This window comes from Microbacterium sp. H6, from assembly GCF_003314775.1.
GTDB classification, from domain to species: domain Bacteria; phylum Actinomycetota; class Actinomycetes; order Actinomycetales; family Microbacteriaceae; genus Microbacterium; species Microbacterium oxydans.
On the sequence record NZ_QOAY01000035.1, the window covers coordinates 22,577 to 33,050 of the forward strand.

17 protein-coding genes are annotated in these 10,474 nt (G+C 65.5%); 6 read left to right on the forward strand and 11 right to left on the reverse strand.

Features of this window, described 5'->3' with window-relative positions:
• The first annotated feature begins 273 nt into the window (after window positions 1-273).
• Window positions 274-756: an SRPBCC domain-containing protein gene (locus DSP71_RS02285; RefSeq protein ID WP_113680255.1), complete on the forward strand. Its 483-nt coding sequence runs from the start codon at window positions 274-276 to the stop codon at window positions 754-756.
• Window positions 753-1,070 carry a metalloregulator ArsR/SmtB family transcription factor gene (locus DSP71_RS02290; protein WP_113680256.1) on the forward strand — a complete coding sequence of 106 codons (318 nt, stop codon included), beginning with the start codon at window positions 753-755 and terminating at the stop codon, window positions 1,068-1,070. Before DSP71_RS02285 ends, DSP71_RS02290 begins: the two co-directional genes overlap by 4 nt.
• 8 nt (window positions 1,071-1,078) lie before the next feature.
• Here DSP71_RS02290 and DSP71_RS02295 read toward each other — a convergent pair whose 3' ends face one another.
• Both DSP71_RS02295 and DSP71_RS02300 read right to left on the reverse strand, forming a co-directional pair.
• Entirely contained in the window at window positions 1,079-1,633 is a 555-nt protein-coding gene (locus DSP71_RS02295) for a MarR family winged helix-turn-helix transcriptional regulator (protein WP_046746946.1), read from the reverse strand.
• The gene (locus DSP71_RS02300; protein ID WP_058632740.1) at window positions 1,633-1,872 is read right to left on the reverse strand and encodes a hypothetical protein; all 240 of its coding nucleotides are present in this window, start codon (window positions 1,870-1,872) and stop codon (window positions 1,633-1,635) included. Before DSP71_RS02300 ends, DSP71_RS02295 begins: the two co-directional genes overlap by 1 nt.
• Window positions 1,873-2,000: 128 nt before the next feature.
• Here DSP71_RS02300 and DSP71_RS02305 point away from each other — a divergent pair, with 128 nt between their 5' ends.
• A complete protein-coding gene (locus DSP71_RS02305) occupies window positions 2,001-2,444 on the forward strand; it encodes a MarR family winged helix-turn-helix transcriptional regulator (protein ID WP_113680257.1) in 444 nt (147 codons plus the stop codon).
• Between the two features lie 71 nt (window positions 2,445-2,515).
• On the forward strand, window positions 2,516-2,842 hold the full coding sequence (locus DSP71_RS02310; protein WP_046746943.1) for a hypothetical protein: 327 nt from the start codon (window positions 2,516-2,518) through the stop codon (window positions 2,840-2,842).
• 147 nt (window positions 2,843-2,989) lie between these two features.
• Here the strand turns inward: DSP71_RS02310 and DSP71_RS02315 are convergent, their stop codons facing one another.
• Entirely contained in the window at window positions 2,990-3,742 is a 753-nt protein-coding gene (locus DSP71_RS02315; RefSeq protein WP_045262344.1) for an SDR family NAD(P)-dependent oxidoreductase, read from the reverse strand.
• Between the two features lie 107 nt (window positions 3,743-3,849).
• Window positions 3,850-4,356 (reverse strand): MarR family winged helix-turn-helix transcriptional regulator, encoded by a 507-nt coding sequence (locus DSP71_RS02320; RefSeq protein ID WP_113680258.1) that lies wholly within the window; start codon window positions 4,354-4,356, stop codon window positions 3,850-3,852.
• Window positions 4,357-4,484: 128 nt separating this feature from the next.
• Here DSP71_RS02320 and DSP71_RS02325 point away from each other — a divergent pair, with 128 nt between their 5' ends.
• Entirely contained in the window at window positions 4,485-5,276 is a 792-nt protein-coding gene (locus tag DSP71_RS02325; RefSeq protein WP_113680259.1) for an SDR family NAD(P)-dependent oxidoreductase, read from the forward strand.
• Here the strand turns inward: DSP71_RS02325 and DSP71_RS02330 are convergent.
• The 4 genes from DSP71_RS02330 to DSP71_RS21840 form a co-directional block, all read right to left on the reverse strand.
• Window positions 5,195-6,478: an epoxide hydrolase family protein gene (locus DSP71_RS02330; protein ID WP_113680260.1), complete on the reverse strand. Its 1,284-nt coding sequence runs from the start codon at window positions 6,476-6,478 to the stop codon at window positions 5,195-5,197. The genes DSP71_RS02325 and DSP71_RS02330 overlap by 82 nt on opposite strands.
• 219 nt (window positions 6,479-6,697) lie before the next feature.
• Window positions 6,698-7,315: an enoyl-CoA hydratase/isomerase family protein gene (locus DSP71_RS24565; RefSeq protein ID WP_113680261.1), complete on the reverse strand. Its 618-nt coding sequence runs from the start codon at window positions 7,313-7,315 to the stop codon at window positions 6,698-6,700.
• Complete coding sequence (locus DSP71_RS02340; protein ID WP_113680262.1) at window positions 7,275-7,514, reverse strand: enoyl-CoA hydratase/isomerase family protein; 240 nt, start codon at window positions 7,512-7,514, stop codon at window positions 7,275-7,277. The genes DSP71_RS24565 and DSP71_RS02340 overlap by 41 nt, the downstream gene beginning before the upstream one ends.
• 180 nt (window positions 7,515-7,694) lie before the next feature.
• Entirely contained in the window at window positions 7,695-7,898 is a 204-nt protein-coding gene (locus tag DSP71_RS21840) for a hypothetical protein (RefSeq protein ID WP_179516274.1), read from the reverse strand.
• A 153-nt stretch (window positions 7,899-8,051) separates the two neighbouring features.
• Between DSP71_RS21840 and DSP71_RS02345 the strand changes: the two genes are divergently transcribed.
• Window positions 8,052-8,246, forward strand: a complete 195-nt coding sequence (locus tag DSP71_RS02345) for a hypothetical protein (RefSeq protein ID WP_113680263.1) — start codon at window positions 8,052-8,054, stop codon at window positions 8,244-8,246.
• A gap of 170 nt (window positions 8,247-8,416) precedes the next feature.
• Here DSP71_RS02345 and DSP71_RS02350 read toward each other — a convergent pair whose 3' ends face one another.
• The 3 genes from DSP71_RS02350 to DSP71_RS02360 all read right to left on the reverse strand — a co-directional run.
• Window positions 8,417-9,667, reverse strand: a complete 1,251-nt coding sequence (locus DSP71_RS02350; RefSeq protein ID WP_113680304.1) for a sodium:proton antiporter — start codon at window positions 9,665-9,667, stop codon at window positions 8,417-8,419.
• Between the two features lie 78 nt (window positions 9,668-9,745).
• Window positions 9,746-10,090 (reverse strand): hypothetical protein, encoded by a 345-nt coding sequence (locus DSP71_RS02355; RefSeq protein ID WP_113680264.1) that lies wholly within the window; start codon window positions 10,088-10,090, stop codon window positions 9,746-9,748.
• A partial coding sequence (locus tag DSP71_RS02360; RefSeq protein ID WP_181800640.1) for an Asp23/Gls24 family envelope stress response protein occupies window positions 10,087-10,474 on the reverse strand: 388 nt, incomplete at its 5' end. The genes DSP71_RS02360 and DSP71_RS02355, both read right to left, overlap by 4 nt.

Consider the following 10,474-nt stretch of genomic DNA (forward strand, 5'->3'; position numbering starts at 1 on the left):
GGCTGGGGTGCCGGTGTGCCCTTGCGTTCCGCGGGTTCCGGATGGCGGAAGAAAACACGGATGCCGGGCGGTCTTCCTGCGATTCCTCATGCATTCGTGATTTCCTCCGACAGGTGACGCCGACGTGAGGCGCGATGCAGAGTGAGCGATATGGGGTGAGCAGTGACGTACTGCAACTCTAGGGTTGCGCATGGAGTCGAGAGGTGCAACTCTGGAGTTGCAGTCGGCCGATCCGGCCGGCGGGACATGCAGGAAATCCCGAAAGGACCCATCATGGTGAACATGACCCACAACGAGGCATCCGTCGTCGACGAGGAGACATTCTCGGTGCGGCGGAGCATCCAGATCGCGGCACCCGTCGACAAGGTGTGGCGAGCCGTGGCAGAGCCGCAGCACATCTCGCGCTGGTTCGGGCGCACGGTGCTCGAGGGCAGCGGCGTCGGAGCGATCGGCACGATGACCTTCCCCGACTACGACGTGATCCCCCTCCGGGTCGAGGAGTTCGACGAGCCGCGGCGCATCACGTACCGATGGAACAATGACGATGCCCTCGGCGCGCTGCCGGACAGCATCGACGAGTCGACCTCGACCGTCTTCACCTTCACGCTCGAGGAGGCGGATGGCGGCACGCGGCTCACGGTCGTCGAGAGCGGGTTCGAGCGCACCTCCGACCCCAGGGCCAACCTCGAGTCGCATCGTACCGGCTGGGATCTGGAGCTCGACAAGATGGTCGTGCTCGTGGAAGGCGAAGCGTGACGACCGAGACACTGCTTCCCGTGTTCGCGGCACTCGCGGACGAGACGCGCTGGAGCATCCTGACGGCACTCGGCGAGGGGGATGCCTCGGCATCCGCCCTCGCCGGGCGCCTTCCGGTGTCCCGTCAGGCGATCGCCAAGCACCTCGTCGTGCTGCAGGAGGTGGGACTCGTCGAGCCGGTTCGGGTGGGGCGCGAGGTGCGCTTCCGCGTCGTCGGTGCCGAGCTCTCCGCGACGGCCGCAAAGCTCGACGTGATCGGACGCGAGTGGGACCGCCGCCTCGCTGCGATCAAGGAGATCGCGGAAGGGCTGTAGCGCGGGGATCACTCCGCCGCGTGGGGGCCCTTCTCGTCCCGGATCACATTCCGGAGCTCCTGGTCGAGGTCGGAGGCCTCTTCGATCGACGCAGTCATGCCGGCGAGGAACCGTGTGACCACGGCCCGCTCCTGGTCGGAGAGCTCGTCGACCAGGGTGAGCATGCGGCGATGCATGGCACCGAGGGTGGCCCTGACCTCCTCGTCGCTGCTCACGCTCGGAACCACGACTCCGGCGCGGCGGTCCGTCGGATGCGCCTCGCGACGGACGTGTCCGCCCTTCTCGAGGCGGTCGATGAGAGTGGTCGTCGAAGCGGTGGAGATGTCGAGCATCCTGGCGATGTCGATCGGACGGACGATGCGGCCCGCGCGCTGCTCGCGCAGCAGGAAGCGCAGCGCCATCAGGTCGGTCTCGTTCATGCCCATCGAAGCGCGGGTGCGCGCACGCATAGCGGTCTCGGCCGCGCGGTAACGCCGCAGCATGTTCAGGACATCGACGGTGCTGGCGCTCTCGGCGTCGGGGTACCAGTACCCCGAGCGTGCGTACTCCTGGGGCTCGGTCATCAGGCCACCGCCTCTCCGTCTGCCACGGGAGAGGACTCCCGCGTCAGCATCTCGATCGCACCTGTCGCGACCCCGGCGGGGACGATCAGGAGGAAGCCGCCCGTGATCGCGTCGTTCTCGGCCACGATGATCTGCTCGATCCGATCGCGCGGGACGGTGGGGAACTGTCGTTCCAGGCGCTCGAGGAGAGCGGCGTAGTCGATGTACTTCTCGTCATCGAGTGCGGATCGCTCGACCATGACGTCCTTTCTTGCGGTGTATCCATCCTCTCACCCGTGCGACAGTGTGATGCACGCAGGATTTTGCTAGTCAGACAGATAAAAAGACTTCCGAGCTAAGATGGGTTTCGGAATCGATGAGGGGTGTGATGGGGAACAGTCTGGGGGTCATGGCGTCTCGGCTCGACCGCGACGTCGATGAACTGCTGCGCGTGGAGGCGCGGCTCGCGCGGCGCCTCGTGGCGGGGCGCCAGCCCAACGAGACCGACCGCTCGGCCCTTCGCTTCATCGCAGCGGCCCCGGTCGATGCGCCCGTGACTCCGAGTGATCTCGCCGCTCACCTGGGGGTCAGTACTGCGGCGATCACCTCCGTGATCAGGCGTCTATCCGATCGCGCCCAGATCGTGGTGACGGCGCATCCGGACGACAGGCGCTCGAAGATGATCCGTCCTTCACTCCGCGACATCAACTCGCCCGCGGACGAGGTCTCGCGGCGGGTGGCGCGGGTGGAAGAGGAGTTCACCTCCGCCGAGCTCGCCGTGATCTCGAGGTTCCTGCGGCGGCTCACGGCGGAGATCGATGCGATCGAATAGTCCCGTTTGCCATTTAGCTAGCTAAACTAGTAATCTAATTCCTGTACAAAACGCACAGGAATGAGGGACTCATGGGCCAGCTCAGTTACGCCGGGGAATCGCAGATCGTGGAGATCGACGATGCGACACTCGCCCACCTTCGACTCGTCACCGTGACCAAGCTCCGCCGAGGAGAATCGTTCCCGCTCACCCTGCGCACGTCGCGATCGGGCACGGAGACGCTGTGGATGCACGCCTCGATTCCCGTGCGCTTCGCTGTCGCGGAGGAGATCGAGCTTCAGCGCCCGCTGCTGGTCAAGATGATGGCCGCAGCGAGTTCTGCGCACGGTCTGGATCTGACGGACATGGAGCTGGCGCCGCTCCTCTCTCCGGCGCCTGCGATGCACGCGGTCGCCTGATAACTCGCCTCCGCCGCCGACGTGCTCCTGGGCAAGGCGTGCGCGACGACGGCCGAGGCTCGCAGCGACGACATCGGGGGGTGTCTGCGTCGCTGCTGATGGCATCCGACCACCGGGAATCGGGTCCCGGGGTCGGATGCCATTCGTTCAGAGGGCGGTGTAGCCGCCGTCGACCAGGTGGTAGCTGCCGGTGATGAAGCTCGCGGCGTCGCTGGCGAGGAACGCGATGAGGTTCGCGACCTCGTCGGCCTGCCCCAGGCGTCCGATCGGGTGCTTCGAAACGAGGAAATCCTTCGCCTCGGGTCCCATGTTCGCGAGCAACGGGGTGTCGATGAACCCGGGGCCTACGGAGTTCACGCGCACGCCCTGTGCCGAGTACTCGAGTGCCGCCGACTTGGTCATGCCGACGACGCCGTGCTTGGCGGTGACGTAGGCGGGGGAGTTGGCGAACCCGACGCTGCCGAGGATCGACGCGATGTTCACGACCGAGCCCCCGCCGTTCGCGAGGATCGAGGGGATCTGCGCCTTCATGTTGCGGAAGACCGCGTTGAGGTTGATCGCGATGACCTTGTCCCAGGCCTCGTCCTCGTACTCGGCCGTCGGAGCGGACGCTCCACCGATGCCGGCGTTGTTGACGCCGATGCGCAGCGGGGCGAGGGAGTTCGCCAGCTCGATGGAAGAAGCGATCCACGAGGCATCGGTCGCGTCGCCGACCGATGCCTCGGCGGTTCCACCGGCGGCGCGGATCTCCTCGACGACCGCGTTCGCGTGATCCGCGTTCAGGTCGTTGACCACGACGGATGCGCCGTTCTTCGCCAGCAGGAGGGCGGTCGAGCGACCGATTCCGCTGCCTGCTCCCGTCACGATCGCCGAGCGGTTCGAGACGTCGTACTGAGCCACGAGGGACTCCACTTCCGGGCGGGCACGGTGCCGGGAGATCTTCTCGGACGGTCCGTCCTTCACTCCAGCCTACGCCTGAAACGCGGAGGTGGATTCACATGAATGGACTAGTCGCGCCCGGAATCGCCCGCTCCCGGTGTCCAGATCGGATCAGGACTGATCGCCGCGGAGATACGGGTGCTGATCGACCCCAGCTGTCGCGCCTGCGCGGCGGTGAGCGTGTCGAAGACGAGACGCTGCACCAGCGCCTGATGGCCCGGCGTGGACTCGGCGACCTTCGCGTGGCCTTCGTCCGTCAGTATGCCGAGGGTGAATCGCCCGTCGGTCGCGTCGATCTCCCGTCGCACCCATCCCTTGGATTCCAGTCGCGAGATCGCGCGCGACAGGCGTGACAGTGTGCAGCTCGCATAGGTGGCGAGGGTGCTCAGGCGAAGGCGACGATCCGGTGCGGAATCGAGCGCGAAGAGGATGCCGTGTTCGAAGTGCGTGAGGCCGCTGTCGCGCTGCAGCTGCGCATCGAGAGCTGTGGGGAGGCGCTCCAACAGTGTGGCGACGGAGGACCAGATCGCCAGCTGATCGTCGCTCAGGTGCGGGGCATTCGGCCGCTCGGACATGCCTTCAGGATAGGGCATTCGGGCTCGGGTCTCCGCGAACCTTCACTTTCCCAAGCAAGCAAAAAGACGTAGAGTGACTTTCCTGAGCAAGTAAAGCGACGTCTTCGGCGTCGGAAGGAGGAAGCGGAGTGGATCTGCAACTGCAGGGCAGGACGGCGTTCATCAGCGGCTCGAGTCGAGGGATCGGATATGCGATCGCCGATGCGCTCGCCGTCGAGGGAGTGCGAGTGATCCTGAACGGGCGCGACGCCGCGGCAGTCGATGCGGCCGTCGGGCGGCTGCGAGCCGCGCACCCAGGGGTGACCGCGTCGGGGATCGTCGCGGACTTCGCGAATGCGGATGACGTCGCGAGACTCCTCGATGAAATGGGAGACGTCGACATCCTCGTCAACAACGTGGGCCTGTTCGGGCTCGCGGAGTTCGAGGCCGTCGACGACGCCGGGTGGCAGCGCTACTTCGAGGTCAACGTGATGAGCGGAGTCCGGCTTGCACGACACCTTCTGGGCGGGATGATCGAGCGAGGCTGGGGCCGGATGATCTTCGTCAGCAGCGAGTCGGGGGTGAATGTCCCCGCGGACATGGTGCATTACGGCGTGACCAAGGCGGCGATGATCGCTCTCGGCAACGGTCTGTCGAAGCTCACCCGCGGCACCTCGGTCACGGTGAACACGGTCCTGGGTGGGCCGACCTATTCCGATGGGGTCGCTGCGGCGGTCGAGGCTGTGGCGCAGGTGCAGGATCTGTCACCGGACGCCATGAAGCAGGTCATCATCGGCGAGAACCGCACCACTCTGCTGGAGCGGTTCCTCGACCCGACCGAGGTGGCCGACCTGGTCGCCTACCTCGCGAGTCCCCGCGCGTCGGCCACGAACGGGGCGGCTGTGCGCGCGGACGGCGGGGTGCTCACGTCGATGCTGTGACCAGTCGATGCGGTGGTCGACGGCTGCGGCTCTGCGTGCACAGCGGTGGCGGAGGTGGATTCACGCGGGGATGCGTGCGGCAGTGCGCGCGCGAATGCGGCGATGTCATCGGCGAGCAGGGCCGGCTCCTCATGCGGTGCGAAATGGCCCCCGCGCGGCTTTCGGGTGTAGCGCACGAGGTTGTACGTGCGTTCGATCCAGCTCCGCGGCGGCGACGCCAGGTCGTGCGGGAACAGGGCGACGGCGGTCGGCACCTCCACCCGTTCTATGCGTGAGGTCAATCCCGCGGCGTGCTCGTAGTAGGGGCGGAACGACGTGCCGATCGAGTTCGTGAACCAGTACACGGGCGCCAGTGTCAGCAGGTAGTCGTCGCTGAAGCGGGAAGAGACGTCGCCGCCGCAGTCGCTCCAGGATCGATGCTTCTCCAGGATCCACGACAGCAATCCGACGGGGGAGTCCGAGACGGCTGGCGCCAGTGTGAGCGGCCGCGTCTGCTGCTGATGCTGATATCCGCCTTCGGACGCCGACCACTCCTGTACCCGGTCGAGGTGGGCCTGCTCTTCGGCGGTGATCGACTCCTCGTCCACGTGTGAGGGAGCGGCTGTGGACAGCAAGTGGATGCCGACCATCTCGTCGGGGTATGCCTGCGCGAGACGAGAGGTGATCCCCGCTCCCAGGTCGCCGCCGTGCGCGAGGTATCGGGGGAAAGCGAGATGATCCGTCATCAGCAGGTGCCACAGGTCGTGCGTCTGCACGCCGAGTCGGGGGCGTTGCGGTGAGAACGGCAGTCCGGGAAGCGCGGGCACGATCACCGTGGCGGCGTGGGCAGTATCGCCCCCGAAACGCGACGGCGTCGCGAGGCGCCGAGCAACATCCACGAGTTCGAGTGCCGTGCTCGGCCAGCCGTTCGTGAGCAGAACGGGAACCCCGGTCCCTCCCTGCTCGGCATCGAAGCGGAGGTAAGCGACAGGCGTCCCGTCGATGTCCGCCTGCCGCCAGGGCAGCTCCTCGATCTGTTGTTGCTGCGCGCGCCAGTCGAAGCCGTTCAGCCACACGTCGACGAGCCGGCGAAGCTCCGCCTGGTCGGTGCCCGCCTCCCAGCCCTCCACGGGCCACGGCTCGGCCCAGCGTGTGTCGCGCAGCCGCCGTCGCAGATCCCGGAGGTCATGCTCGCCGACGTCGAGGAGGGAGTGTCGGGACAAGGGAGACCTCTTCCTGGACGGCGTGGGCTGTGATGCGACGCTATCGCGGGGCGCCGACACCGAGGCGCGATTCACGAATACTGTCGGGAACGCGGTGAGATGACACTGGATGTCACGCAGAACGGCACTTGTGCGGTCACACCAGGGCGGCTTCCGGTGACACTTTCTGTAGGTTGGCGACGAAATCGAGTACTACTACTCTTCGCCGTATAGCGTGGCTTAGCTTAAGTGGCGGCCTGTCCGTTTTCGGCGGGCGGCACGGCTTCGGACAGCGCGGGCCGCGACTTCGCGGATCAGGGCTGCTACTTGCGGGGTTCTCGCGGCGTCGCTGATCGCGTCTCTTTCCGCGTCGAGGTGTCGTCGATACTCACCACTGTCCGCGCCCCAGAACAGCGTGCGTGTCTGAGACATGTGTAGCTGTGGACGTGCCGCGAGTCGGGAAGCGAGTTCGGAGGCTGCGTCGGGCAGTTCATCCGGACGTACGACCTTGTGCACAAGTCCGATTCCTGCCGCGAAGGTTGCGTCCAGTCGCATGCTTGTGGCGGACATTTGTCGAGCTTGTGAGATGCCGATGCTTCGAGGAAGCAAGAACGACGTTCCACTGTCGGGGGTGAGCCCGAGCGATTCATACGAAGTCAGGAACATTGAGCGGTCGGATGCGAGTTGTATATCGGCAGCTAAGGCAAGTCCTAGCCCTCCTCCGGCTGCGACGCCGTCCACGGCGGCAATGATGACCGCGTTGAGTTCTGCAAGTTTGATGAGTGCGTCGTGGAATGTACCCGCGAGTTGCCGAACGTTAGGTGCTGAGGTTGCTCGCCTCCGCCATCTCAACAACATCGCCGCCCGAGCAAAAAGTGCCACCAGCAACGCTGATGACCGCCACACGGGACCCTGCTGTTGAGATCAGCCCGACGTTGCGGAGTAGAGCCTCAGCCGTTTCAAGATTGATCGCGTTGGATTCGTCGGGGCGATTCAGGGTCAGCCAAGCGACGTCGCCTTTGAACGAGAGATCGACAGGTTGAACCAAATCCGTCATGTCAACGCGTTCGGGCCTGCGCCATGAACAGGGAGGACCAACGTGGTAATCGCTTGCCTGGAGGACGGATCAGACCCCCAGTGGACCTTGCGCCACACATCGTTAGTGGGGAACGCGCGAGACGACTTCTCAATCGCCAGATCTTCCACCACGCCGCGAAAGAGCGAGTCAACGCCGGGTCTACTGTTCCTCGACGGCTTGCTGGTCGTTGAGGGTGCGCGCTATGGATGATGTCGGGTGATCTCGGGCATCTTCCATGGCAGCTTCGGCGGCGCCTGGCGGGGGCGCTTGATCGGACGGAATCTCGACGTCAGGGGCTTCGAGCGCCCGTTTCGCCTCGGAATTCGCGCCAGCATGTTCTCCGGGTTGCATATCGTGGGACATGCAGCGAGTTTACGACGTAAGCTCACGCTGCAGTCCCTCAAAGCAGGCACTCCTCGCCGTCTCACCTCAGCTCAGTGATGAATAACGAACCGAAGGACTCAGTCGGTCCGTCCGTGTTGGACCGACACGACCGGTTGAAAGGAATACAGCACAATGGAGAACCCCTTGGACGAGCGAGAAGGCGATCGCGAACCTTCAGCGGTCGTCGATGAGGACCTGAGTCAGCTCATCGAAGCGGTCACCGAAGAGCATGCGGAGGAGGGTGCTGCGGCGATGGCAGATCAATTGCGAGATCGGGTGCCGGAGACTCGGGCGGCGGCAGAGTCGCCCGCGGACCTCGAAGAGTAGCGTCCACGACCTGGAGTCCCGGTCGATTCTGGCGGAGTTATCGCCTGGTGGTGAGTTCTTGAATGCGTCGTCGGTGGCATTGGGTTGTCACGATGTTGTGACTCCCACCCGCATCCCATCTCGAGCCTCTCGCTGAGGAGGCGCTGCCGGGGCGTTGCTGGCGATGAAGCTCAGACCGGTGTCGTGGCGACGTCGGTGTGGTCGCCGCCGCGTCGGCGGGTGATCCGGTGGCGGGTGGTGTCGATGAGTCGCATGGTGGGGGTGGCGGCGAGGCCATGGATGATGATGGAGCCGACGATGACGAGGCCGACGATGGACCAGAGCTGGTCACCGTCGGGGAAGTAGCCGTTCTGGGTGGCGTAGGCGATGTAGAACAGCGAGCCGACGCCGCGGACGCCGAAGAACGCGATGACGCTGCGTTCGCGGGGTCCGGTCTTTCCGGGGGTGAGCCCGATCCATCCGGCGAGGGGGCGGACGATGAGCAGGATGATGAGAGCGACGAGGATTTCGATCCAGCCGATGTCGGCGAATAGGCCGCGGGCGATGGCGCCGCCCAGGAGGACGATGACGGCGATGGTGAGGAGTCGTTCGATCTGTTCGACGAACTTGTGGAGGACTTGGTGGTAGCCGTGTCCTCGTTCTGATGCCCGGATGGTGACGGCGCAGACGAATACGGCGATGAACCCGTATCCTTCCGCGGTTTCGGCGATGCCGTAGGCGAGGAATATCGCGGCGATGGCGACGAATCCTTCGGCTTGGTCGACGACTTTGCGTCCGGCGAGGTGCGCGGAGAAGAAGAGTTTGCCGAAGAGCCAACCGGTGCCGATGCCGGCGATGACGCCGATGGTGATCCTCCACAGCACGTCGATGAGGAACCAGTCGGTGAACCAGCCGGATGGGGCGAGGCCGACCATGCTGATGGCGATGGCGGCGTAGGTGAAGGGGAAGGCGAGGCCGTCGTTGAGGCCCGCTTCGGAGGTGAGTGCGAACCGCACCTCGTCGTCGGCGTTTTCGTCGTCGACGGGTTCGCTGACTTGCACCTCGGTGGCGAGCACGGGGTCGGTGGGGGCGAGAGCTGCGGCGAGGAGGAGTGCGCTGGCGGCTCCGAGTCCGAGCCCCACCCATCCGAGGACGGCCACGGCGGCGATGGACAGAGGCATGGTGATGGCCAGCAGCCGCCATGTGGTGGACCAGGTTCGCCAGCGCAGCGGCCGGTTGATGGCAAGACCGGCGCCCATGAGGGAGACCAGGACGCAGATCTCGGTCAGGTGCAGCGTGATGTCGGGGTGATCGCTCGGGTGTGGGTCGGGGAGGTCGGGGATGAGGGCGAACACGATGATGCCTGCGGCGAGGAACACCATCGGGATCGAGATGGGAAGCTTGCCGAGCAGTCGCGGGAGGAGGGCTGCGGCGAGGGTCATCACGCCGATGGCGGCGAAAAGGAGGGTGTCGTCGGTGAATTCCAACGCCGCTGTGGGCAACAAGGTACGCGGCTCGTCTTAGGCGATGCGGGAGATCTGGACGGTCACGGTCGCATCGTGGCCGCCGGGGATGCGGGCGAGGAGGGCGTCCGCCACGTGGGCTGCGGCTTGCGGTGCGGGGGTGTGGCGGTCGGTGCCGATTCGGGCAGTGAGGGTGTGCGCGGTTCCGTCGCTTCGCACGTCGACCCGGTTGATGCGGGATGGGGCGCCGGTTATCAGCGCGGCGACCAACTGGGGCGCCTGGGTGAGGGTGGGTGCCGGCGGGTAGATGTCGATGACGCTGTCGATGTCGAGCACGGCCGCGGTGAGGATCTCCGGGTCGAGGGCATCAGGGGGCAGGGGGGTGTCGATGTCGCTGCTCATGGCATCTCCTGGGTGGTGGTGTTGTAGCCGTGCAGATCTTCGACCGTGACGTTGACGGACATGACGTTGAGGTGGGTGTGGGTGGTGAGTGCTTCACGTACCGCGTCGCGCAGTTCCCTGGCGGCTTCGGGGATCGGGTATTTCCAGGCGATGCTGGCGGTCACGGTGATATCGATGGGTGCGCCGGGTGTTTCGACGTCTCCGTCGAACTGGCATTTTCCGATGATGGTTCCGGGCACGTCGTCTCCGATGCTGCGGATCAGGGCGCGCAGGGCGCCCTCGGTGACGGTGAGGGTCACGCGGGGGTCGGGGTGGTGTAGCGGCACGGACCTGCCGGCGCGGACTTCGTCGTGGATGGTTGCCATGAGTTGTTCCATCCAGTTC